General features: G+C 72.2%; 15 protein-coding genes. 5 read left to right on the top strand and 10 right to left on the bottom strand.

The features are described from left to right. Positions 1-198 precede the first annotated feature (198 nt). Both BCD49_RS13820 and BCD49_RS13815 read left to right on the top strand, forming a co-directional pair. A complete protein-coding gene (locus BCD49_RS13820) occupies positions 199-1,845 on the top strand; it encodes an MFS transporter (RefSeq protein ID WP_007520172.1) in 1,647 nt (548 codons plus the stop codon). A 179-nt stretch (positions 1,846-2,024) separates the two neighbouring features. Continuing rightward, on the top strand, positions 2,025-2,726 hold the full coding sequence (locus BCD49_RS13815) for a TetR/AcrR family transcriptional regulator (RefSeq protein WP_083401438.1): 702 nt from the start codon (positions 2,025-2,027) through the stop codon (positions 2,724-2,726). Between the two features lie 236 nt (positions 2,727-2,962). Here BCD49_RS13815 and hpnH read toward each other — a convergent pair whose 3' ends face one another. After that, positions 2,963-3,964, bottom strand: a complete 1,002-nt coding sequence (hpnH, locus tag BCD49_RS13810; RefSeq protein ID WP_007520168.1) for an adenosyl-hopene transferase HpnH — start codon at positions 3,962-3,964, stop codon at positions 2,963-2,965. A gap of 558 nt (positions 3,965-4,522) precedes the next feature. Here hpnH and BCD49_RS13805 point away from each other — a divergent pair. Next, positions 4,523-5,068 (top strand): winged helix-turn-helix transcriptional regulator, encoded by a 546-nt coding sequence (locus BCD49_RS13805; protein ID WP_007520166.1) that lies wholly within the window; start codon positions 4,523-4,525, stop codon positions 5,066-5,068. Between the two features lie 91 nt (positions 5,069-5,159). Continuing rightward, positions 5,160-7,694 (top strand): protein kinase domain-containing protein, encoded by a 2,535-nt coding sequence (locus BCD49_RS13800; protein ID WP_071041544.1) that lies wholly within the window; start codon positions 5,160-5,162, stop codon positions 7,692-7,694. A 14-nt stretch (positions 7,695-7,708) separates the two neighbouring features. Here BCD49_RS13800 and ispH read toward each other — a convergent pair whose 3' ends face one another. The 8 genes from ispH to BCD49_RS13755 form a co-directional block, all read right to left on the bottom strand. Then, positions 7,709-9,451 carry a 4-hydroxy-3-methylbut-2-enyl diphosphate reductase gene (ispH, locus tag BCD49_RS13795; RefSeq protein ID WP_027140101.1) on the bottom strand — a complete coding sequence of 581 codons (1,743 nt, stop codon included), beginning with the start codon at positions 9,449-9,451 and terminating at the stop codon, positions 7,709-7,711. Further along, on the bottom strand, positions 9,448-11,604 hold the full coding sequence (gene shc, locus BCD49_RS13785; RefSeq protein WP_007519240.1) for a squalene--hopene cyclase: 2,157 nt from the start codon (positions 11,602-11,604) through the stop codon (positions 9,448-9,450). Before shc ends, ispH begins: the two co-directional genes overlap by 4 nt. A gap of 84 nt (positions 11,605-11,688) precedes the next feature. Continuing rightward, positions 11,689-12,705: a polyprenyl synthetase family protein gene (locus BCD49_RS13780; protein WP_007519241.1), complete on the bottom strand. Its 1,017-nt coding sequence runs from the start codon at positions 12,703-12,705 to the stop codon at positions 11,689-11,691. Continuing rightward, positions 12,702-14,345 (bottom strand): hydroxysqualene dehydroxylase HpnE, encoded by a 1,644-nt coding sequence (hpnE, locus tag BCD49_RS13775; protein ID WP_007519244.1) that lies wholly within the window; start codon positions 14,343-14,345, stop codon positions 12,702-12,704. Before hpnE ends, BCD49_RS13780 begins: the two co-directional genes overlap by 4 nt. Continuing rightward, on the bottom strand, positions 14,342-15,292 hold the full coding sequence (gene hpnD / locus BCD49_RS13770) for a presqualene diphosphate synthase HpnD (protein WP_007519246.1): 951 nt from the start codon (positions 15,290-15,292) through the stop codon (positions 14,342-14,344). The genes hpnE and hpnD overlap by 4 nt, the downstream gene beginning before the upstream one ends. Then, positions 15,289-16,527 (bottom strand): squalene synthase HpnC, encoded by a 1,239-nt coding sequence (hpnC, locus tag BCD49_RS13765; protein ID WP_083401437.1) that lies wholly within the window; start codon positions 16,525-16,527, stop codon positions 15,289-15,291. Before hpnC ends, hpnD begins: the two co-directional genes overlap by 4 nt. Positions 16,528-16,786: 259 nt before the next feature. Beyond that, complete coding sequence (locus tag BCD49_RS13760; protein ID WP_007519250.1) at positions 16,787-17,617, bottom strand: SDR family NAD(P)-dependent oxidoreductase; 831 nt, start codon at positions 17,615-17,617, stop codon at positions 16,787-16,789. Positions 17,618-18,721: 1,104 nt separating this feature from the next. Further along, a complete protein-coding gene (locus BCD49_RS13755) occupies positions 18,722-19,567 on the bottom strand; it encodes a TetR/AcrR family transcriptional regulator (RefSeq protein ID WP_071041543.1) in 846 nt (281 codons plus the stop codon). 490 nt (positions 19,568-20,057) lie between these two features. On the opposite strand from BCD49_RS13755, the gene BCD49_RS13750 reads away from it, so the two are divergent. Beyond that, entirely contained in the window at positions 20,058-22,313 is a 2,256-nt protein-coding gene (locus tag BCD49_RS13750) for an MMPL family transporter (RefSeq protein WP_007519254.1), read from the top strand. A gap of 473 nt (positions 22,314-22,786) precedes the next feature. On the opposite strand, the gene BCD49_RS13745 is transcribed toward BCD49_RS13750, so the two are convergent. Then, positions 22,787-24,166 (bottom strand): HNH endonuclease signature motif containing protein, encoded by a 1,380-nt coding sequence (locus tag BCD49_RS13745; RefSeq protein ID WP_241832323.1) that lies wholly within the window; start codon positions 24,164-24,166, stop codon positions 22,787-22,789. Between the last annotated feature and the right edge of the window lie 11 nt (positions 24,167-24,177).

Below are 24,177 nucleotides of genomic sequence, written 5' to 3'. Positions count from 1 at the left end.
TCTCTCCATGCCCGACCACCGGTCACCCAGACTTCGGACTTACTCGTCTAGGCCGCGCAGATGACCCTTCCGTAACTCCGCCCTCGGGCGACCTCCCGCCGGCCGCGCCGAGGCCGCACACGAAAGGGGGTAGGCGGATTATTTTTACTGACTAAGTAGCTTTCGTCGATCGCTCGGGAGGCCGGCCGGGAGGGCCGCATGACCACGTCCGCGGAACGCCCGGCGACGCCACAGCCGACCGCCCCACAGCCGGCTACGCCACAGCCGACGACCCCACAGCCGGCGGCCCCCCAGCCGATGACACCGCGCGAGATCAGGCACGCGGTATGGGCGCTCGTGCTGGGCCTGTTCGTCACCATGATCGCGGGAACGGTGATCGCGAACGCGCTGCCGCGCATCATCGGCGACCTGCACGGCAGCTCGACCGACTACACCTGGGTCGTCGCGACGACGCTGCTGCTGATGACGGCGACGGTGCCGGTCTGGGGCAAGCTCGCCGACCTGCTGAACAAGAAGATGCTGCTCATGCTCGGCCTGGCGATCTTCACGGTCGGGTCGATGCTGGCGGGGCTGGCGCATTCGACGACCTGGCTGATCGCCGCGCGGGCGGTGCAGGGGGTCGGCGCCGGCGGCACGAGCGCGCTGACCCAGGTCGCGCTCGCGGCGATGGTCCCGTCGCGGGAGCGGGCCCGCTACAGCGGCTACATCGGCTCGGCGTGGGCCATCTCGAACCTCTCCGGACCGCTGGTCGGCGGTCTGATCGTCGATACGCCCGGGTTGGGTTGGCGCTGGTGCTTCTACCTGTGCGTGCCGCTCTCCGCCGTGGCCTTCGTCATGCTGGGGCGCACGCTGCGGCTGCCGACCGAGCGCCGGCCCGTGCGCATCGACTATCTCGGCGCCATGTTGATCCCCGGCGGTGTCGGCCTGCTGCTGCTCTGGATGACGCTGGGGGGCGATCTCGTCGGCTGGCTGTCCGGCACCGGGCTCGCGCTGCTCCTCGGCGGCGCGGCGGCGCTGGCGCTTGCCGTCGTCGTCGAGACGCGGGTCGCCGAGCCGATCGTGCCGCCGCAGCTGTTCCGACAGCCGACCATCGTGCTCGCCATGGTCGGGACGGTTGTCGCGGGCACCGTGTCGATCACCGTCCCGCTGCTGTTCAGCCAGTACTTCCAGCTCGGCCGCGGCTGCTCGCCGACGGTGTCCGGGCTGCTGACCGCGCCGATGGTCTGCGCCCTCGCGGTGTCGAGCAACATCGGCGGCCACGCCATCAGCCGTACCGGTCGTTTCAAGGGGGTCCTCGTCGGCGGCGGGGTGTGCCTCTGCTGCGGGATCGCGCTGTTCGCGACCATCGGCGCGCGCACGCCGCTGCCCGCCGTCGCGGCCTACCTGGCCCTCGTCGGCGTCGGCCTGGGCATGACCACGCAGAACCTGCTGATCGTCGTCCAGAACACCGCGGCGCACGGCGACCTGGGGGCCGCGAGCGGCACCGTCGCCTTCTTCCGCAGCCTCGGCTCGACCGCGAGCGTCGCCGCGCTCGGCGCGATCTACGGCAATCGGGCCGCGCACCTGGTCGGCACCGGCCTCGCCGCCGCCGGACTGCCCGCGGGCGCGGGCGCCGACGGACACAGCGTGCCGCGGCTCGCGGAGCTGTCGGCTCCGGTCGCGGCGGTGGTGCGGCAGGCCTACGGAGACGCGGTGGGGCACACCTGGCTGCTCGCGCTGCCGCTGACGGTGGTCGCGCTCGCGGCCATCCTGGCCATCCCCGCGGCTCAGCTGCGCATGACGAACGACCGCGACGCCGTCACCACCGACGAGACCGACGTGATCGGCGCGCCGACGGTCGGATGAGGCGACGGCCGGATGAGGAGGCGGCCGGATGAGGAGGCGGCCGGGTCGAGGAGCCGCCAGCACAGCCGACCGAGCCCTGTCCAGAGCGACTCGGACGTTGTCGCCGGGACGCGTGTCATACCCGGTCACGCCCTTGGTTCGGCCTGATGGAACGGCGCGCCGTGCACCATAATTGAGCCGTGACCAGGTCCCGCCACGAGGAGAGGACCTTGGAGACCAAGGCGCACACCAGGGTCGCGCTGGTGGCGGCCGCCCGTCGGCGGTTCGCCGAGCAGGGTTACGCGGCCACGGGGACCGAGGAGATCGTCGCCGACGCGCGGGTGACCAGAGGCGCGCTTTATCACCATTTCCGGGACAAGGCGGACCTGTTCCAGGAGGTGATGAAGGAGGTCGCCAGCGAGGTCGCCGAGGCGCTCGTCGAGAGCGAGCTGACTCGCGACCCGGCCGGGCCGAGTGATGCCTGGACCCAGCTTTGCACCGGGTTCCAGTCGTTGCTGGACTTCTCCACCCGGACCGACACCGACTTCCAGCGGATCGTGCTGGTGGACGGCCCGGCCGTGCTCGGTAACGACGCCTGGAACACTCTGGTCGAGACGCACGGCTACCGGCTGCTGTCGCAGTGGCTGGAACGCGCGATCGCCGAGAAGGCGATCGACCCGATTCCGGTGGCGCCGCTGACCAGACTGGTCGCGGCCCTGCTCGCCGAGGCGAGCCTTTACATCGCCAGGGCCGACGATCCGCTGGCCGCCCGGAGGGAGACCGGTGTCGCGCTGGACCGTCTCATGTCCGGCCTAGTCCGCCGCGACTCAACGCCTTTGGAAACGGCCGCCGTCTGGCCGACAAGCGAGTCCACCGACGAGGCGGCGCCGGCCGCGCACTGAGCGCGCACCGAGCGCGCACCGAGCCGGCCCGCACCAAGCCGGCCGTGGAGCCGCGTGTCGGTCGACGGCGAAACAAATAGGCCCGCCCTGAAACGGACGGACCCTCGCGCGCCACGAACCGGCCCACACCGACCAAAAGGACGCGAATCACCCGACGAGCGTCGGCGGGACAGACGCCGACGGGGTGAGGCGCCACGCGCCTCACCCCGTCAACATCACGTTCACCCGCGCATCGGTCACATGCGCATCGCGCGGACCTGCTCCTTCAGCGAACCCATGGTGGCGAGCACCGCCGAGGTCTCGTAGCCGCAGTGCGCCATGCAGTTCGCGCACCGCGGGTCCTTGCCGCGGCCATACTTGTCCCAGTCGGTGGTCTCGACCAGTTCCTTGTACGAGCCGACGTAGCCGTCGCTCATCAGGTAGCAGGGCTTCTGCCAGCCGAAGAGCGAGTAGCTCGGGATGCCCCACGCGGTGCAGGCCAGCTCACGCTTGCCCTCGAGGAAGTCGAGGAAGACCGGCGAGTGGTTCAGCCGCCACTTCTTCCGTCGGCCCTCGCCGAACACCTTCGAGAACATCTCCCGGGTCTCCTGGACCCCGAGGAAGTGCTCCTGGTCGGGCGCCTTCTCGTAGGCGTACCCGGGCGAGAGCTGAATCTGGTCGACCTTCAGGTCGTCATTCAGGAAGTTCAGGATGTCGATGACGTCCTGCGGGCTGTCGTTGTTGAAGAACGTGGAGTTCGTGCCAACCCGGAACCCCGCCGCCTTGGCCGCCTTGAACGCCTCGACGCACTCGTCGAACGTTCCCGGCTTCTCGACGACCGCGTCATGACGCTCACGCAGACCGTCGATGTGGAGCACGAAGGTGAAATACGGCGACGGAGTGAAGTTCTTCAGCTTCTTCTGCAACAGGAGGCCGTTCGTGCACAGGATCACGAACTTCTTGCGCTTGACCAGAGCATTCACGATCTCGTGGATCTGGGGGTGCATGAGCGGCTCGCCACCGGCGATCGCGACCACCGGGGCGCCGCACTCCTTGACCGCCGCCAGCGCGTCCTCGACGCTCATCCGCTGCTTGAGCACGGAGGCCGGATGCTGGATCTTGCCGCAGCCTGTGCAGGACAGGTTGCAGGCGAAGAGCGGCTCCAACTCCAGGACGAGCGGGAAGAACTTCTTCCGCGTGATTTTCTGCTTGGCCAGGTAGGACCCGACACGAACCGAGTAGCGCCACTGAACCGCCACGGCAGATGTCCCCCTCTCGTCAGGCCGCCGGGGTGGTGACCTGGGGTCGCCTGGGGATCACCATACAGCGGGTACGTACAGCTTGTATGTCGACCCCACCAGCAACATACAAGCTGTATGTCGAGCACGCATGTCGATCAGGTAAACCGATGGGGACGCCTAGGATCGCGGCCACTCCGGGTGCGTTCCGCTACCGTCCGCGTCCATTTCGGGAGGCATCCCGGACGCGACCGTCACGCGGCACACACCTTTCACGGACAGCAACGTATGCGCAGTGTGCACGACCACCCGGAATCTCGCCACTCGGTGTGACCGCTCGCCCCTGTTCGAAACTGCGACAAAGTTGTAGAAGCCACCGACGCCCRCTCGGGATTCATTCGCCCCCGAAGCTGCCACCCACCGCCACCAAGGCGTCGCGCTCAGCCATGGACCCCCGACGGCCGCCGACTACGCCGCGCGACCAGCAGGCCACTGAGTTCAGCACTCGAACGTAGCATAGATCAAGAACTACACTACGCCCATGGAGGCACCCGCGACCCCGTCGATGCGGGGTGCTAGATGACCGGGAAGACGCCGACCCAGCACCGTGAGCGCGGACCGGCGGCCGCTCCCACGACGGCACCCACGCCGGTGGCCGCGACCACACCAGCGCTCCTGACGCAGCCCCGTACCTGTTCCATCGCCCGCGCGCTGGAGGTGGTGGGCGAACGGTGGTCGATCCTGGTCATCCGGGAGGTGACCCTGGGCGTACGCCGGTTCGACGCCATTCAGGCGGCAACGGGCGCACCACGCGCCGTGCTCACCGACCGGCTCGCCGGTCTGGTGAACGCCGGCGTGCTGGCGCGGACCAGCTACCGGGAGGCCGGYGCACGGACCAGATGGGAGTACCAGCTCACCCCGGCTGGCCGCGAGCTCGCCCCCGTGCTGTCGGCCTTGCGACAATGGGGTGACCGCCACCTGTCCGGCGAGGACGGCCCGCCGGCGTCGTTCACGCACATCGACTGCGGCGCTCCCGTGCACGTCCTGCACGTCTGCGACGCCGGGCATGTCATCGGGAACACCCGGGAGATCTCCCGGGTGGCCAGGCCGCCCGTCACCTCCTGAACCGTTGGTCCCGGGCGGGATGAGATGATCGATCCCGGACCGGGTGCCGGATCGGCGCGCACGCGGGGCGGGAGAYGGACGTGACACAGCGATGACCGGTGACGCTGGCCCGACGCCAGGCGCACCGGGCAGGCCGGCCCCAGGCCCCGGGGAGGCCTCGAGGCCGGGTGCGGCCAGCCCGCACCTGCCGTCCACCCCCAGCCCAGGCGCCGCGGTCGCGCCGCCGCCGGGCGGCCGGGACGGACGAGCCGGCCGGGATGATGGACGAGCTGGCCGGGATGGACGAGGCGGGCGCAGCGGCGACACCCAGCCGGGTTTCGGCACCCAGAGCGGCGCGACCGGGGCGGGCCGGCTGATCGCCGGTCGTTACCTGCTGCTGCACGCGCTGGGACGCGGCGGGATGGGCACCGTCTGGCTGGCCCATGACACCCTGCTCGGCGTCGACCGGGCACTCAAGGAGATCCGTTTCGGCGACGACCCGACCGAGGCCGACCGGCACGACCGCGCCGAGCGGGCCCGCCGGGAGGCACGCGCGGCCGCCCGGCTCGCCGGGCACCCCGGTGTCGTCGTCGTGCACGACCTGGTCGAGGAGCCGGACGCGCCCTGGATCGTCATGGAGCTGCTCGCGGCGTCCCGCTCCCTCGACCAGGTGATCCGCCAGGACGGGACGCTCTCCCCGTCGGTCGCCGCCCGCGTCGGGCTGGCCGTGGTGGACGCGCTCGACCACGGGCACCGGCACGACGTCCTGCACCGCGACGTCAAGCCGGCCAACGTGCTCATCACCGCCGACGGCCGGGTCAAGCTCGCCGACTTCGGTATCGCCACCTACCTCGACCGGGCGCCGCTGACCCAGGCCACCTCGATCTCGGGCACCCCCGTCTACATGGCGCCCGAGCGGCTACGCAAGGAGAAGGCCGGCCCCGCCAGCGACCTGTTCTCCCTCGGCGCCACGCTCTACGCCGCCGTCGAGGGGCGGCCCCCGTTCCCGACCCCGACCGACGCGGTCCGCTACGCCTTCAACGCCCAGTTCGCGCCGCCACGCCCCGGCAACGCCGGCCCGCTCGCCCCGGTGCTCGATGGCCTGATGACGCACGACCCGCGGGCCCGCCTGACCGCGGGCTCCGCCGCTCGGATGCTGCGCGACCTCGCCGGCGACGCCCGGGCACCCGGGCCGGCTCCGGAGGCGACGACGGCGTTCCTGCCGCCGCTCTCCGCCGGCAGCGGCACCGGCGGCCTGTGGGCCGTGAGCACGCCGGCGGAGTCGGCGACCGCCAGGCCAGGCCCACCACGTCCGGCACCACCGCACCCGRCACCACCACACCCAGCGCAGCCCCGGCCAGCGCAGCCCCGGCCGGGGCAATCCCGGCCGGCACAGCCCGGGCCGGTGCCATCCCGGCCGGCGCCACCCGCCCCGTCACCACCCGGCCCGGCACCGCAGCCGCCAGCCGGGTTCCAGTGGCATCCGCCGGCCGGTCCCGGCTGGGCGGCGGACCGGGCCGAGGCCGCGTTCCCGTCCGCGGACTCGGCGCGCCGGGCCAGGCGGCGCAGCCTCACCCGGCGTGGCCTGATCGCCGCCGGGGTGGCACTCGGCGTCGCCGGCGGTGGCACGGCGTTCGCGATCAGCCGCCGCCGGCACGGCGACCAGCGGACCGCCGGTGGCCCGACGCCGGGCGGCACGTCCCAGCTCGCGGACGGGACGATCCCCGCCGAGCTGAGGATGCAGCTGTCCTGGACGCCGGACGTGGAGTTCGCCGGCTGCTTCTTCGCCGACTCCCGTGGCTACTACCGCGACGCCGGCTTCAGGACCGCCAGGCTGCTGCCCGGTGGGCCCGGCGCGCTCGGCGCCGAGGAGGCCGTGACCACCGGCAGGGCGCTGCTCGGCTTCAGCGCCGTCGACGTGCTCGCCCGCGAGATCATCCGTGGCACCCCGGCGCGCGCCGTCGGCGCCCTCTACCAGCGCTATCCCTGGGTGATCGCGTCGCCCGGCGGCGCGCCGCTGGACTCGCCGGCCAAGCTCATCGGCAAGCGGATCTGGGTGGACAAGGGCGCCGGAGAGATCTGGGACACGTTTCTCGCCGCCAACAACATCAGCGTGGACAGGGTGACCCAGGTCAGCGACGGGTCGCCGGACGAGCTGCTCGCCGCCGGCAGGATCGACGGCCTGCTCTCGCACGTCTTCGACATCGCGCTGCGGCTGCGCCTCGCCGGCGTCGAGATCGCCACGTTCCTGCTGGCCGACCACGGCTACCCGATCGTGTCGTCGGTGTACGTCGCCTCGGTCGAGGCCATCACCCACAACCGGGCCGCGGTCAGGGCGGCGCTCACCGCGGAGATCCGCGGCTGGCGCGACAACGTCGCGAGCCCCGAGGCCGGCGCACGACTGACGGTGACGAAGTACGCCCCCGAGCTGGACGAGCGAACCCAGCTCGCGATGAACCAGATCCAGAACACACTGATCGTCAGTGACGACACCCGTCGCGACGGCCTGCTCATCGTCACGCCMAGCCTCGCCGAGAAGAACGTGCGCGCCCTGCTCAGCGCCGGCTACCGCGTCAGCGTCGACGACCTGTTCGACATGTCCCTGCTCGAAGAGGTCTACCGAGACAACCCCTCGCTACTGCGCTGAGCCCCCCGGGGGGGTCAGCCGCCCTGGGGGCGGCGGACCTCCTTCGGCAGGGTGAACGCGATCGACTCGGTACCGATCGACCTCGTCGACACCGAGGTGGCGCCGAGCCCGGCCAACGCGTCGGACAGCGCCGCGACCAGGTTCGGCGGCGCCGAGGCGCCGGCCGAGATGCCGATCGTGTCGGCACCGACGAGCCATTCCAGCCGGACCTCGTCGACGCTCTCGACCAGGTGCGACGCGGTGCCGTCGCGCCGCGACACCTCGGCGAGCCGGCGCGAGTTGGCGCTGTTCTCCGACCCGACGACGAGCACCAGGTCGGCCTCGGCGGCGACCCGGCGCACCGCGTTCTGCCGGTTGGACGTCGCGTAGCAGATGTCGGCCGAACCGGGCCCGACGATCGCCGGGAACCGGTCCTTCAGCGCGTCGACGACCTCCTCGGCCTCGTCGACCGCGAGGGTCGTCTGCATGAGGTAGGTGACGCGCTCCGGGTCCTCGACCTCGATCGAGCCGACGGCTTCGGCCGACTCGACCAGGGTGATCCGCTCTGGCGCCTCACCGAGCGTGCCGTCGACCTCCTCGTGCCCGGAGTGGCCGATGAGCAGGACCGTGTCACCACGCGCGGTGAACCGGCGCGCCTCGGCGTGCACCTTCTCGACCAGGGGGCAGGTCGCGTCGATGACCGACAGCTGCCGGTCGTTCGCGTGCGTGCGCACCGAGGGGGCGACGCCATGGGCGGAGAAGACGACGGTCGCCCCCGGCGGCACCTCGTCCAGCTCGTCGACGAAGACCGCGCCACGGCTGGCCAGGTCGTTGACGACGTGGGTGTTGTGCACGATCTGCTTGCGGACGTAGACCGGCGCGCCGTGGATCTCCAGCGCCCGCTCGACCACCTCGATGGCCCGCTCGACGCCGGCGCAGAACGCCCGCGGCTCGGCGAGCAGCACCCGGCGCTGCCCGACCGCGGCCGCCCAGGCGCCCAACGGCTCGCCGAGCCGGCGCAGCGTGCGCAGGCCGGCGAGACCCCGGCGGGCGAGGTCGAGCCGACCGAGCGGCTCGGCGGCGGTGTCGACGATCACCCGGATCACGGCGAACGGCCGGCCGGTGGCGCTCGGCGACAGGTAGGCCGACTCCATGTCCACGGCGACCGCGCCCGTGGCGGCGAGCTCGGCCCGCGCGGTGCCGACCGCGAGCCGCGGCACCGACACGACCGGCCCGACGTGCACGGTGAGCCCGGCGCGGCGCAGCTCGCCGGCCAGCAGCGGCGCGGACGGGCAACGGCCGGTGACCGTCCCGTCGCCCGTACGCACCTCGCTCGCGACGATGACGTCCCCTGGCCTGACCCGGGGCGCGAGGCCGCCGGCCACGCCCACCACGGCGACCGCGTCGGGCTTCGCCGCGCGCACGGCCTGGTTGGCGCGGCTGGCGCGCTCGGGGCCCATCCCGGTACGGACGACGACGGTGTCCGCCGGCAGGCCCGACCGGCTGGCGGCCATCGCCTCCACGCGCATCGGCGCGGCGACCACGAGCCGGGCCCGGCGCGGCGGGCGGCCGGGCTTCCAGCTCGGGCCGGTGCCGACCGCCTGCGTCGGGATCAGCGGGATGGGCGGCGAGGACCCGGGCCGCGCCGCGGCCGCCGGCCCGGCCGGCGCGGAGGACGCCGCGTTCCCGCGCGCCGGCGGCGCTGGCTCGCCGCCGGCCGCCCGCGCGCCGCCAGAATGACGATCGCCGGTGTTCTCGGATGCTGAGATGCTGCTCATGCCGCGGACCGCCCGGTGAGGGTCACGTACCGGCCGAGAGCCGCCAATGGGAAGACCAGCCGGTACAAGTGGTAATTGATGGAGAAGTCCCAGGGGAAGCCCGTACCGGTGTAGTACGGCTCGTCCCAGCCGCCATCGGGCCGCTGGGTCGCGCACAACCAGCGCACGCCCCGGTCGACCGCCTCGTTGGTCGGGTCGGCGGCGAGCAGGGCGAGCAGCGCCCACGCGGTCTGCGATGGGGTCGGCTCGCCGCGGCCGATCCACGCCTCGTCCCGGTAGGACCGCAGGTCCTCGCCCCAGCCGCCGTCGGGCCGCTGGTGAGCGACGAGCCAGCGCACCGCCGCCCGGATCGCCGGGTGATCGGCGGCCACCCCGGCGGTGATCAGCGCCGGTACGACCGCGCCGGTGCCGTAGATGTGGTTGACGCCCCAGCGCCCGAACCACGAGCCGCCCGGCTCCTGGTTGTCCAGCAGCCAGCGGACCGCTCGCTGGGTGACCGGGTGGTCGGCCCTGCCCAGGTCGGCGAGCATCTCGACCATGTGCGCCGTGACGTCCGCGCTCGGTGGGTCGATCACCTCGCCGAAGTCGCAGAACGGGATCTTCATCGCCAGCTTCTGGACGTTGTCCGCGTCGAAGGCGCCCCAGGCGCCGTTCGACGAGCGCATCCCGACCGACCAGTTGACCGCCCGCTCGACCGCGCCGCGCACCTGCGTGGCCAGCGACGGGTCGTCGTCGTCCAGTCCCGTGTGCAGCAGCCGCTGCAGCGCGAGCACCACCTCGGCGGTGTCGTCCACGTCCGGGTAGACGTCGTTCGCGAACTCGAAGGCCCAGCCGCCCGGCTCCAGGTTCGGCCGGCGCACCCGCCAGTCGCCGGGGATGGTGACCTCCTCGCGGACCAGCCACTCCCCGGCCTTGCGCATCGCCGGATGGCTGCCGGTGAGGCCGGCGTCGGCGAGCGCGACGACGGCGAGCGCGGTGTCCCAGACCGGCGACTGGCAGGCCTCCAGCCGGCGCACCACGCCGTCGGGAGTCTCCTCCCGGGTGGTGAACGTCTCCAGCCCCTCGATCGCCGCGACCAGCACCGGGTGGTTCATCGGATAGCCCATCAGGTGCAGGGCCATGATCGAGTAGACCCAGGGCGGCTGGATCCCGCCCCAGCCACCGTCGGCCTCCTGCCGGGCGACGACCCACTCGGTGGCGCGGCGCAGCGCCAGGTTGCGCAGCGTCTTGACCGGATGGCGCTGGTAGTGGCGCAGGGCGGCGTCCATCCGCTGGAAGGCGCCCTCCCAGCTGACCAGCGGCGCCCGCGCGGGCCGCGAGCCGACGACCTTGAGCTCGTCGATGGTGAAGCCGAGCGACCGGACCGGCCGGAAGTGCCCGACGATGGTCAGCGCGACCACCGTCTGGCGGGCCCAGCAGCCGAAGTCATAGACGTTGAGCGGGACCCAGCTCGGCAGCAGCACCATCTCGGGCGGCAGCACCGGGACCTCGTCCCACGGCCACTCGCCGAACAGCGCCATCCAGATCCTGGTGAACACCCGCGTCGCCGCGAGGCCGCCATGGGCCCGCACGAACGACGCCGCGGCGAGCATGTGCGGCGCGTCCGGCGCGTCGCCGGCCAGCCGCAGGCCGACGTAGGCCTCCAGCGTGGTCGACAGGTCGGCCGGGCCGCCGTGGAACGTCGCCCAGCCGCCGCCGGGCAGCTGACGCGACCGGATCCAGCGGCCCGTCTCGGCCGCGAGCTGGGGTGTCAGGATGCCGAGGAACTGGCGGAGCATGAGATCCTCGGCGTCCATGGTGACGTTGGTCTCTAGCTCGCCCTTCCACCAGCCCTCGTCGGACTGCAGGGAGAGGAGATAGTCCCGGGCCTGCGTCATCGCGTCCGCGGCCCGCTCGGCCACCCCAACGGGGGGCAGTGTCAGCATCGCGGCCAACGCGGACGTGCTCATCTCACTCGTKGCCGGCTCGGCCGCTGGCGGCGCGAGGTCGGGGGCTGGCCCGCCGGTGCGCGCACCGGGTCGGGTGGTCACCAGCAGAGGCCCGGCGACGGCGGACCTCCCGGATCGGCTTCGCCGATCCGGGAGGAATCCCGGCCGCGCGGACGTCGGCTGCGTCGTCGGCGTCGCCGGGGACGGGTCCGAGGTCAGGCTCATAGCCGAATCTCCTCCGGGTCCGGATGGGGGAGCCATGCGTCGAGGGCCTCGGCGAGGCCCAGGCGTGCGCTCGCCTCACCCTTCTCAGCAGTCGCGTTCGGTCACGAATCGTGCGAGGGCCAACAGTTCGGCCTCGGCCAGCGGGGGCAGCGACAGCGAACGGAGCACCGCTCCTGCTGTCTTGAGCTGCCGGTCCGCCTCAGCGGTGGTCCAGTCGCGCCCGCCGGCCCGCTCGATCAGGGCTGCGACGCGCTCCAGCTCCTCCGTGGGGCGGTCGCCCTCGCTGACCAGGAACGCCCGCAGGTCGTCCGCGTCCGCGCCACCGGCTTCCAGGGCGACGACGACCGGGACGGACTTCTTGCGCGACTGCAGGTCGGACAGCACCGGCTTGCCGGTGACCGCGGGGTCACCCCAGATGCCGAGCAGGTCGTCGATCAGCTGGAACGCCGTGCCGAGACGGGAGCCGAACTCGGCGAGCCCGTCGACGACCTTCTGGGGCGCGCCGGCGAGCACGGCACCGAGCGAGGCCGAGCAGGCCAGCAGCGCGCCGGTCTTGCCGTCCTCCATGGACAGCGTCTCGGCGACGGTGACGTCCGACCGGTCCTCGAACAGCAGGTCCTCGGCCTGGCCGCGGACCAGGTCGTGCACGCCGGCGCCGAGGATCGTCGCGGCCTTCCTGCCCGGCTCGCCCTCGACCTCCAGCAGGACCTGCGTGGCCAGGCTCAGCAGGGCGTCGCCGGCGAGGATGGCGCCGTCGATGCCGAAGACCGTCCAGGCGGTCGGCCGGTGGCGGCGCTCGGTGTCGCCGTCCATCACGTCGTCGTGCAGCAGCGAGAAGTCGTGCACCAGCTCGACGGCCACCGCCGCCGGCAGGCCCACCTCGGCCGGCGCGCCGGCCGCCTCGGCCGACAGCAGCGCCAGCGCCGGGCGGACGAGCTTGCCGCCACCGCCCGCGACCGGGTTGCCGTCGGCGTCGACCCAGCCGCGGTGGTACTCCACGACGTGGCGTAGCCGCGGGTGCAGTCTCGTGACCGTCTCGCGCAGGGCGGGGATCGTCAGCGTCCGGCCACGCTCGATGGCTTCCGGAACCGTCATCGTCATGCCGGGCTACTCCCTGTCGGTGTGGTCGGTGCGATCGGGCCGGCCGCGGCCGGATCGGCTGGATCGGCTGGATCTGACTGCGCCGGGACTGCCAGGCTCACGGTCGGGACGCGTGGCCTGGCTCGCGCGGCATCCAGCCGCGGCCACGCCATGTCACCGGAAGCTGTCTCCAGCTCCCCTACGTGCACCCCCACGCTGGCCAGCGTCTCACGGGCAGCAGTGAGCCCGCTACGCACAGCTCCCTCCATGGTCGCCGGCCACCCGGTGTCGGTCCACGCACCAGCCAGGGCGAACCCGGGCAGACCGGTCCTCGCCCCGGCACGCAGCGCGAGCGATCCAGGCGCCTGGCGGAAGGTCGCGGTGCGCTCCCTGGTTACGAAGACCTCGACCAGCTCAGCGTCACGGGCCGCCGGAAGGATGCGGCGCGTCTCGGCGACGAACTCGGCCCCGAGCTCCGCCGCCGGCCGGTCCACCCAGGACTCGGCGGCCGACTGGGAAAGCGCCAGGTACTGCGACCCGGGCGGCGCGGTGCCGGAGCCGGCGAGGCCGGACGGGCCCGTCCGGTCGAAGATCCACTGGACTGGCGAACCGGTGGCCGCGAGGAACGGGCGGTCCATCACCTGACGATCGAAGATCATGTGGACGTTGACGATCGGGGAGGCGCCGAGGCCCTCCAGGCTCGCCGGGTCGGGGTGGGCACCCGGCGGCAGCAGAGCGGCCGCGGCCGGCGGCGGTACGGCGAGCACGACGGCGTCAGCCGTCAGCACCTCCGAGTCACCACGCCCCGTCCCACCAGCCGCGTCGCCCGCGGCCTCCGCCCACGCGGCTCCGCCATTCTTGCGTGGGCTACGGCCGGTGATCGCGAGCTCGTAGCCCGCGTCGGTCCTGGTGATCTCGCGAACCTTCACGTTCGTCCGCACGTCCGCGCCGAGGTCGGCGAGCGCCTTGGCGGCGGCCTCGCCGTGCAGCTGCTGCAGCGGCACGTCCGCCCAGCCGATGTCGGCCGCGTCGGCCCGCTCGAGCAGACCGGAGCGGACGACCTTGGCGGCCAGCGCCAGCGACGCCTCGGCGGCCGGCGCGTTCAGCGTGGCGACGGTGAGCAGCTCCCACAGCGCCTCGGTGGCGACGGCGCCCTGGCGGTGCGCGGCGAGCCAGCCGCCGAACGAGGCGCCGTCGACCTTCGGCGAGCGCTGGTCGAGCCGGCCGATCTGGAACGCGGCGAGCGCCGCCGAGACCCGCTGGCCCACCGGCAGCGCCTTGTAGCCAAGCAGGGCGGGCGCGAGGTGCAGCGGCGCCGGCAGCCGGGTCTTCGTCCGGCGCAGCCGGGCACGCTCGCCCGGGCGATCGCCCAGCAGCACCTCGACGTCGAGCCGGGGCTGCAGCGTGGTCAGGTGCTCCACGCCGAGTCGCCCCAGGAAACCGCGATAGGCGGTGCAGCAGCGCATGAACACGTGCTGACCGGTGTCCACCCACAGGCCCTTGCGGTCGAACGACGCCGTCGCGCCGCCGAGGCGCGGCCTGGCCTCCAGCAGCACCACGTCGGCCCCGCCGTCGGCCGCCAACAACGCCGCCGAGAGCCCGGCGAGCCCGCCGCCGACGACCGCGACGCGCGGCCGGGCCCTGCCCCCCTCACCCGTCATCGCGACACATCCTCCGAACCAGCGGCTTTGCCGGGCGTGCCCGGCGGCTCGCGTCGGACTCCTTCGGGGCGGCCGACCAGGTTGCGCGCCGCGACCGCGGCCTTCTCCCGGCCCGGCAGCGACAGTCGGCGCGTCAGCACGGCCGTCGGGTCGGTCCGGATACGTCGGTTCAGGCGCAGGTAGATGCCCGCCATGGCGCCACAGCACGCGGCGCTGCGCCGGTCGAGCATGCCGAGCAGAGCCAGGCCCCGGTCGTACCACTCGTCGGCCCGCGCCGCGCTCGCGCGCAGGTAGTCGACCAGGGCGTCCTCGGGCTCGCCCAGCCGGCCGTTCGCGTCGACGGCCAGCTTCACGCCGGCGGCGGCGAGCTCGGCCTGCGGCAGGTAGACCCGCCCGTTCAGCAGGTCCTCGCGCACGTCGCGCAGGATGTTGGTCTGCTGCAGGGCGACGCCGAGGGCGTCGGCGATCGCGGGCGCGTCGCCGCGCGCCGCGGCCTCGGTCGTCCCGAAGATCCCGAGCGAGAGCCGGCCGATCGTGCCCGCCACCAGCCGGCAGTACCCGACCATGTCGTCGAACGTCTCGTACGTGCTGGGCTCGATGTCGCTCTCGACGCCGTCCGCCAGCTCGATGAACGCCTCGAGCGGGATCGGGAAGCGCCTGGCCGCGTCGGCGAGCGCGACGATCACCGGGTCGGAGCTGTTCGGGTCCAGGCCGCGGATGTCCGCGCGCGCCTTCGCGAGGCCCTCGCTCTTCTGCTCGTCCGGCAGGTCGCCGTCGCCGATGTCGTCGAGCCGGCGGGAGAAGGCGTAGACGGCGGACAGCGCGCCCCGTCGATCGGCCGGCAGCAGCCGGATGCCCCAGGAGAAGTTCCGCGCCGCCTGCTTGGTGATCTCCTCGCAGGCGGCGTAGGCCTCGGCGACGGTCGGGCCGGGCGCGGCGGCGGTCATCGGGCCYCCCCCTCGTCCGTCGCGAGCGTCTCGGCCAGGCTCGGGGTCGAGGCCGCAGCCGGGGCCGCCGACGTGGCCGGGGCCACGTCCGGCGCCCCCACCGAGGTGGCGGCGACCGCCGCGGTCGAGCCCGAAGCCGGGTCAGCCGGGTCGGTCGTCGGGGTCGGCGCCGAGAGGGCCGACGGCGGCGGGGGCTCGCACAGCGGCGAGAGGCTGTCCGCGCCCGCCGCGGCGGCGCGGGCGGACGGGGCGTAGGACCGGGCCGTCACCCACAGGGAGGCCGCGACCACTCGCTGCTTGCTCGCCTTCGGCGCACCGCCGAGCACGTCGTAGCCGGACTGCCGGACGGCGTGCAGCGCCGCTCGGCCACCGCCGACGAAGCCCGCGATCGCCAGCCGCATCCGGCCCCGCAGCAGGCTCGCCAGCGGCGCCCCCTGCTCGAGGATGGTGGTCGCCCTGGCGACCTGGAAGGCCATCAGGTTGCGCAGTGCGGGCGAGGCGGTCGGGGCCGCGAGGTCCTGCTCGGTGACGCCGAAGGTGTCCATRTCCTCCAGCGGCAGGTAGATCCGGCCGGCGGCGTAGTCCTCGGCGACGTCCTGCAGGTGCTCGGCGATCTGCAGCGCCGTGCACACCCGGTCGGAGAGGATCAGCCGGTCCGGCGTCGCCTGGCCGAGCACGCCCAGCACCATCCGCCCGATCGGGTCGGCCGAGAGCGTGCAGTAGCGCAGCAGGTCGTCGAACGTGTCGTACCGGGTGACCCGCTGGTCCATGCGGTTGGCCTCGACCAGCCGCAGGAACGGCTCGGCGGRCAGGTCGCAGGACCGGACGGTGCCGGCGAGCCGCTGGTGGACGGGCAGGCTCGGCTCGCCGGTCCAGATCAGCTCCAGGTCGGCGCCGAGCCGATCCAGCAGGGCGAGCCGGTCGCCGGGCGCCTCGTCACCGATGTCGTCGACGAGCCGGGCGAACCCGTACAGCGCCTTGAAGTGGTCGCGGATGCCGGCCGGCAGCACCATGGGCGACACCGGGAAGTTCTCCCCGTAGGCGGCGCGCAGCACCTCGTCGGTCGTCGCGGCCAGGTCGGTGACCCCGGCCGGCTCGGCCCGCCGTGGCCGGCCGCCCTGGGCCGGTTGCGCGGCCCCCGGGCGCGCGGCGTCGCCGGTCTCCTCGGCGGACCGCGCCAGCGGGTCGCCGGGGGAGCCACTACCGCCCTGTGACCGGATGTCGGTGGTGGTCATGCGCCTCTCCTTCGGGGGCGATCTGCGCACGCGGCGCTGGCGAAGCTGGTCGGGCTCGGGACCACACTGGCCGCTGAAGACGCGATCAGGCTGTCGGTTCGCATCTGGAGCGGCGTTCTCCTGGAGTCTCGTGGCTCGCGGCGGCCAGACCGCTCAGCTCGGGCTGCTGTGCTCGGCCGCTCGGCTCGCGCTCCGCTGCCTGAGCTTCCATGCCGGGGCTTGGAACTCGGGCTTCGGGCTCGAGGTCGGCCGGTGTTCGCTATCCGAACACGTTGGCCAGCCGTCGGTAGATCGGTGGCGCGAAACCGTGCACTCGCGCCGCCAGGGACATCCACCCTGGCACCCAGACCTCGGCATCACCGCGCGCGGAGGCCGCCAGCATCCGGTCAGCGACCAGGCCAGGGGGCAGTGGCTTGGGCCAGCGACGCACGTAGGGAGCGCCTCTGCGGCGGAAGAAGGGCGTGTCCACCGCACCTGGTAAGGCCAGCGTCACCGTGATGCCGCGCCCAGCGACCTCGGAGCGCAGCGCGTCCGCGAAGCCGACCAGCGCCGCCTTGCTCGCCGAGTACGCGACCTCTCCGCGCACCCCGAGCGCGCCGGCGACGCTGCCGACCAGCAGGATGCGGCCCTCGCCGCGTGCCAGCATCGCGGGCAGCACGGCCCGGACCAGCATCATCGGCGACAGCACGTTGACGGCGACCAGGTTGCGCAGGGCGGTCGACGACATCGCCTCGAACGGCCCGGCCGCGCCCACGCCGGCCGAGCAGATCAGCAGGTCCACGTCACCGAGGATCTCGGTCGCGCGGGACGCGACGGCGTTCTCCGACCCGACGACGGCCAGGTCGGTGGCGAACCGGTGCCCACCGGTGGCGGCTGCCACCTCGTCGAGGGCGACACCGTTACGCCCGACCAGCAGCATCCTGGTGTCCTGGTCGGCGAGCCGCAGGGCGGTGACCCGGCCGATTCCACTGGACGCACCCGTGACGAGCGCGGTGCGTGGCGGCCAGGGCGCGGACGTGGCCGCCCGGGCCCTGCTGATCACCGGCCGGGAAGCCCGGTCCTGGACAGCGGGACGGGAGCGGGTGCTCACGCCTCACACACCTCCGGTCGCGTCAGCTGCCGCGGCCGGCACGGCGCCGGCCATGGCAGGGGTGGTCACCCCCGGAGGGGCGGACATCATGTGCCAGACCACCGGGAACCTGCCAAATGACAGCGAACACGATGAACCAGCCCAGCGTGCCGGTCCGGACCCGTCGGGTAGCAGACTAGATGAGCATGCGGAGGCGGCTTCATATCCTCCACATCCCAACTGCCCAGCAACGTCCCGACAGCCATCAACCGAGCTGTACGCGCCTGGTCCTCCGGCGGCATGGTTGTGCGCCCGCGTTGATGCCGAGCCCGCCAAGGGCAGCCCCATCATTTCACCGCCCCCCGGCGATCCCGTCCATGGTCAGATGGATGACATCACGTACCCAGCCCCGTCGGCGCGACCGATACTCGTCACACCGAAGGGTACGGAACGATTACCCAGAGCGCATCTTGCCGGCGCCCGGCCAACTATTCATTCGATTTACGTCTGTGAATCAGGTTGGAATGACACACCGGCGACATGCGGTAGACATGATGGGGACATCTGGCGGAACACGGCCGTGACGCCGTTGTGACACGCGTTGCCCACCAGTTGCGACATTGCCTGCCGCCAGCCGGGCCGTCACACTCGACCGATGGTCACCAGGCCACCTGCGCGAACGATCGCGAAGGCGCTCGCGGACACCTTCACGGTCGGCACATAGAGACCTTTCGCGCCGCGGAGCGGACACGACTCTATGTCACCGCCCAGGCACGGAACCATCTCCCACACAGACTCAACCCTACCGTCTCGGACAAACATGATCTAAAGGGGTGTCCGTGCGCGGTCAATGTGGATCGTCCACGATCTCCGACAGCCGGACCGACGATCACACCCAAGATCCGTCCAGACACGGAGACGCCTGACAGTCCAGCGAAAGCCGACGCGTCGCTGGGCGCGGGGCCGGGGCGGCGCGGGACGTGGGCGGGCGCGTCGCTGGGACGCGGGTAGGACGCATCGCGTGGACGCGGGTAGGACGCATCGCGTGGACGTAGGCAGGACGCTGGGCCGGGACGCGAGGCCGGGTGCGGGCAGGGGGCGGGGCCGGGGCGGCGCCTGCCACGCCTACCGCGGACCGTGGCCGGGTGGGTCACCCGGACCGCCGAGACCCGCCCGGACCGCCCCTGTCGCGCCGGCGCCGGGTGGGCCCGCGGGATGCCCGCCACCACCCAGCGCGGCCAGCGCGGCGTCCACGATCACGGACCGTACGTCGTCCGCGATGATCGAATGCGGCGGCCAGCCCACCGACGCCTCGAGCGCGTCCTCGGTCTGGAGCCCGGGCGTCCCGGGCATCGCTAAAGCCCCTGGCATCGTTGAAGCCMCTGGCACCCCGGCGCCGCGGGCGGCTCCCGTGCCGGCCACCCCCCCGGCGGTGGCGCGCAGCCGGCTGAAGGCGGCGCCCAGAATGCCGCTCTGCACAGCGCCGAGCGCGCAGCGCGCGCGCAGCAACGCGGTAGGGGTCGGGTTCGGTCCGGCCAAGGCACGGACAACTTCTTCGGAACAGGAGAAGACGTCCTCTTCACCGATCTTGCGATGAAGCACCGACGGATCGTTGACGAACGCGCAGAGAACACTGCCCGGACCGGCGAGCAGGCCAGCCATCAGCTCGATGATCGTCTCAGGTTGTGGCGGAGACGCTCCCCTGATCAGTTCCACGATTCGGGTGAGTTCCGTCACGAAGGGATCGAGTAGAGCATCGAGAATCGTCTCTTTAGACGGGAAGTGGTAGTACAGCGCGGCTTTGGTGAGTCCGAGGCGTTCGGCGATGTCCCGCACGGAGGTACCGGCGTAGCCACGCTCACCGAACAGGGAGACGGCGGCGTCGAGAATCCTGCCTCGGGTGTCGGTCGCTCGCCCGCTGGCGACGTCGGGCGGCCGGTCCGCGGGGCTGGTAGGCGCGGCCCGGTCCATCGAGGCGGCCCGGTCTGCCGAGGCAGGCCGATCCGTGGGGGCGGTGCGGTCCGTCGGGTCAGCCCGGTCCGTAGGGGCGGTGCGGCCGGTCAGCACCGGCCGGAGAGCGCTCCGGACCCCCTGGATCGGCTCCCTGACCTCCCCGACCTTCCCGATCGGCTCCGCCGATCGGGCGGGAACCCCGGAACCAGCAGGAACTCCGGACGGCGAAGCTCCGCACGCCCGGAGGCCTTCACCAGACACAGGTCCGCCCTCCCGTGTGTGGGTTGCCCGAGACGCGCTGGCACACGCGCCTCGGCGCCTCCCCGCCTGCTCGAAATAGTGATGTTAGCCTCCCGGCGACCTACCGAACGACCGGTAAGCTACTGCGTAACCGACCGATCGGTAAGGTCCCGCCAAGCGGGCCCGCGCACTGGTGAACTCGCTCAGGACGCACATGGGCGATTACCCAGCGGCATCCACAGCGATACCTGTCGATTCGAGGAGAACCGTGGCAGCGCTCGCCCGCTGGTGCTTCCGGCACCGCTGGATCGTCCTGATCGCCTGGCTCGTGGCCTTCATCGGTCTCGGCGGCGCCGCGCGCGCCGTCGGCGACGACTACAAGGACGCCTTCTCCCTGCCAGGCACCGACTCCCAGGCCGCCTATGACCTGCTGGCCAGCGAGTTCCCGGCGGCATCCGGCGAGACCGCGTCGATCGTGCTGCACGCGCGGTCGGGCACGCTCACCGACCCGGCGCTGCGTACGCCCGCGACGTCGATGCTCGCCTCCCTGGCGAAACTGCCGCACGTCGCCAGCGTCACCAGTCCTTACGACCCCAAGGGCGCGTCACAGCTCAGCGCCGACGGCCGAACGGCCTTCGCGACCCTCACGGTCGATGGCCAGGTCACGGACCTGACCGCCGCGGACATCAAGAAGATCGTCGACACGGCGCGTGGCGCCGACGAGGGCTCGTTGCAGGTGGAGGCGACCGGCAACATCGTCTCGGTCGCCGAACAGCCCGGACAGAGCTACAGCGAGCTGGTCGGCGTCGTCGCCGCGGCGATCATTCTGTTCCTCGCGTTCGGCTCACTCCTGGCGATGACGCTGCCGTTGATCACGGCGCTGGTCGCGCTCGGTATCGCCAGCAGCATCATCCCGCTGCTGTCGCATGTCTCGACCTTCTCGGAGGTCAGCCTGACGCTGACCACGCTGATCGGGCTCGGGGTCGGCATCGACTACGCACTGTTCATCGTCAACCGGCACCGGATCGCGCTGCGGGCGGGTAAGAGCCCCGAGGAGGCCGCGATCAACGCGGTCAACACCTCAGGCCGCGCGGTCCTGTTCGCCGGAGTGACGGTGTGCATCGCCCTGCTCGGCATGTTCGCCCTCGGCGTCACCTTCCTGTACGGCGTGGCGATCGCCGCAGCCCTCGGCGTGGCCTTCACCATGGCGACCTCGGTCACGTTGCTGCCCGCGCTGCTCGGCTTCTACGGGCAGAAGGTGCTCAGCCGCAGGGAACGGCGCCGGATCGCCGAGCACGGCCCGGAGCCGGAGCGGCCGAGCGGCTTCTGGTGGCGCTGGTCGAAGATCGTCGAGGCGAAGCCGAGGAGGCTCGCCGTCCTCGCCGCCGCGCTGATCGTCGTGATCGCGATCCCGTTCTTCTCGCTGCGCCTCGGCTCGTCCGACCAGGGCAACGGCGCGGACACGAAGACCTCCAAGCGTGGCTACGACCTGCTCGCCGAGGGCTTCGGTCCCGGTTTCAACGGCCCGTTCCTGATCGCGGCGCGCACCGGAAGCGAGGCCGACAAGACGACGGTGGCGCGGCTCGTCGACACCCTGGCTGACACTCCTGGCGTCGCGTCCGTCAGCGAGCCGCAGTACAGCCCCACCGGGAGCGCCGCGACGATCACCCTGTTCCCGACGACCAGCCCGCAGGCCGCCGAGACGTCGAAGCTTCTCGACCGGCTGCGCGACGACGTCGTACCGAAGGTCGTCGCCGGTTCGGACACCCAGGTCTACATCGGCGGCTCCACGGCGACCGGCGACGACTTCTCCACCGTTCTGCAGAGCAAGCTGCCGCTGTTCATCGGGATCGTCGTGATACTCGCGTTCCTGCTGCTGGTGGCGGTGTTCCGCAGCCTGCTGATCCCGCTGACCGCCTCGGTGATGAACCTGTTCGCGGTCGGCGCCGCGTTCGGCGTGATCGTCTCGATCTTCCAGTGGGGCTGGTTCGGAAGCCTGATCGGGATCAGCGGAGGCCCGGTCGAGGCGTTCATCCCGGTGATCCTGTTCGCAGTGCTGTTCGGCCTGTCCATGGACTACGAGGTGTTCCTGGTCAGCCGCATGCACGAGGAGTGGAGCGCACGGCGCGACAACCGGCTCGCCGTCTCCCTCGGCCAGGCCGAGACCGGCCGCGTCATCTCCGCCGCCGGCGCGATCATGACCCTGGTGTTCGCGTCCTTCGTCCTCGGCGACGAGCGCGTCCTGAAGCTGTTCGGCCTGGGCCTGGCGATGGCGGTCCTCATCGACGCCTTCGTGATCCGCACCGTGCTGGTCCCCGCCCTGATGCACATCTTCGGCAAGGCCAACTGGTGGCTGCCCCGCGCCCTCGACCGGCGACTCCCCCACCTGTCCGTCGAGCCCACCGCCGACGAGCTGGAAGGAATCGTGCCGGAAGCGGCCACGGCTCAGGCCAACAACTCCACGATCCCCGGCCAGTCGACGGGCCCGCGAGCCTCCTTCGACAAGTCCTCTGGCCGGCACTGACCCGTCGCCACTGGTAACCGCCGCCGTCAACCGGCCGCCGGCGTCGAGGTCGACACCGGCACCGGCACCGGCGACCAGCGACCAGCGACCAGCGACGATCATCGGCGCAACTACTACCGGCCCGACGACCACCGACACCGCCTGCCCCAGCACGGTCTGGGGCAGGCGGTGCCCTTTTCTGACGGAGTCGGCCCTACCTGACGGGGCGGTACTCGGTGATCAGGTGGTACTCGGTGATCGGGCGGTAACCGGCGATCAGGTGGTGCTCACAGAGGTGGGCAGGGCGATCGAAGTGGTCGGTCGAGCGGGCGCGAGGCGAAACAGGTCGGAGGTTTCCGCGACGTGACGGCCCCCCAAGAGGCGTCCCGGTGCGCGACGCCGTCATGGCCAGTTGGCCAGCCTGCCGCCCACCTGGCATTCGCCTGCCACTCACCCTGCCACCGGCGGACCATCATGATCGTCTGGACAGGACGTCAGAAGGGGCAAGGCTCATGGGCCGGGGTGTGGCGCCTCGGGCTCATCAACTCGGGATCGGGTTCGGCGCCGACCATGGCTGCGGCTTGGATTGTGACTGTGGACCCAGTGTCCCGGTCCTCGCCCGAGGGGACACCCTCGCCGTCGTTGGTGTTGGTGTCGTTGCGATAGGCGCGGGCGTCGGGACTGGTCCAGACGAACACTCCCGGTCGGGGCTGGTCGAGCTTCCACCCGCCTTCGCCCTTGAGTCGGTGATGATGGCGGCACGCGGCGCCGAGGTTGTCGAAGGCGGTGCGGCCGCCGTGAGCCCAGGGCACGGTGTGATCAAGGTCGGCGCTCACCGCGGGAACCGCACAGCCCGGGAACGTGCAGCGCTGATCGCGATACCGAATGAGCCGAGCCAGGTCCGGGGCCGGAACCCGGCGATGCCCAAGGTCCAGGACAGTGCCGGTAACCGGGTCGGTGAGCACGCGGCGCCAGCGGGCATCCGCAGCCAGCGCCCGCCCGACACCGGCCGGGATCGGCCCATAACCGACCAACTCCGCCGGATCATCATCCAGACCCGCCAGCGTGCCGACCGAAGCGATCACCTGGATCTCGGTCGTCACATACTCACGCCGGTTACCCAGCAGCAACGCCGCGAGCACGTCAGCACGAACAGCCGCGACGGGCCGACCATCACCGCCGGCGCGGGCGCTCCTCGCGAGCCGATCGATCCGATCACAGATCGCCCGGACGTCCTCGGCCGCCAGCGTCGCCGACAGCCGCGCCATCCCGTCCTCCAACGGCTCCACCGTCACGTCCCGCTCCGCGTGCGCCTCCCGCCACCGCCGCCCCGCCCCCGCCGGGTCAAGCCGCAACATGAGCCGCCGCGCCTTACGCCGCCACAACGCCGGCGAGCCAAGTCTCCGCCCCGCGAGCATCCGCGCCTCAGCCACAGCACGCCGCTCCTCGGTCAGGTACTCGGTCACCTCGAACAGCGCGAGCAACCGCCGCCAGTCCAACTCCCCCACCACCAGCGCATCCACCGCGGCGGGCAGCTTCTCGACCAGATCCCACGCCCGCGCGAGCCGGTTGGAGACARCCCGGGGCGACTCCGCCAACTCCGGAGCGACCCGATCCGCCAGAAACTCCGAATAAGGATCACCCGGCTCATCGACGTCGTTGACCGTCGGAGCCGACGGATGCAACTGCGCCAACCGGACCTGCGCCCGCACCGTCAACCCCGCCAACCGCGCCGCCTGCCGCCCCATCAACAACACGACCAGCTCGAGCGCCTCCTCCTTCGAACAGGTCGCCAACTCCGCCAACGTCTCGTCGAACACCGCGTCGACGGCAGCGAACCGCGCCACCAGCTTCGTGACGGCCCCGCCGCTCACCTGGTCGTCCC

Source organism: Pseudofrankia sp. EUN1h (assembly GCF_001854645.1).
GTDB lineage: Bacteria > Actinomycetota > Actinomycetes > Frankiales > Frankiaceae > Pseudofrankia > Pseudofrankia saprophytica.
The sequence above is the reverse complement of the archived record's forward strand: the minus strand, read 5'-3'. Positions and strand labels throughout refer to the sequence as shown.

Bases quoted from the DNA above. Each gene is read 5' to 3' on its own strand.
- hpnE (WP_007519244.1), bottom strand. From the start codon at position 14,345: ATGACGGGTGAGGGGGGCAGGGCCCGGCCGCGCGTCGCGGTCGTCGGC.
- BCD49_RS13820 (WP_007520172.1), top strand. From the start codon at position 199: ATGACCACGTCCGCGGAACGCCCGGCGACGCCACAGCCGACCGCCCCA.
- BCD49_RS13780 (WP_007519241.1), bottom strand. From the start codon at position 12,705: ATGACGATGACGGTTCCGGAAGCCATCGAGCGTGGCCGGACGCTGACG.
- ispH (WP_027140101.1), bottom strand. From the start codon at position 9,451: ATGAGCAGCATCTCAGCATCCGAGAACACCGGCGATCGTCATTCTGGC.
- hpnD (WP_007519246.1), bottom strand. From the start codon at position 15,292: ATGACCGCCGCCGCGCCCGGCCCGACCGTCGCCGAGGCCTACGCCGCC.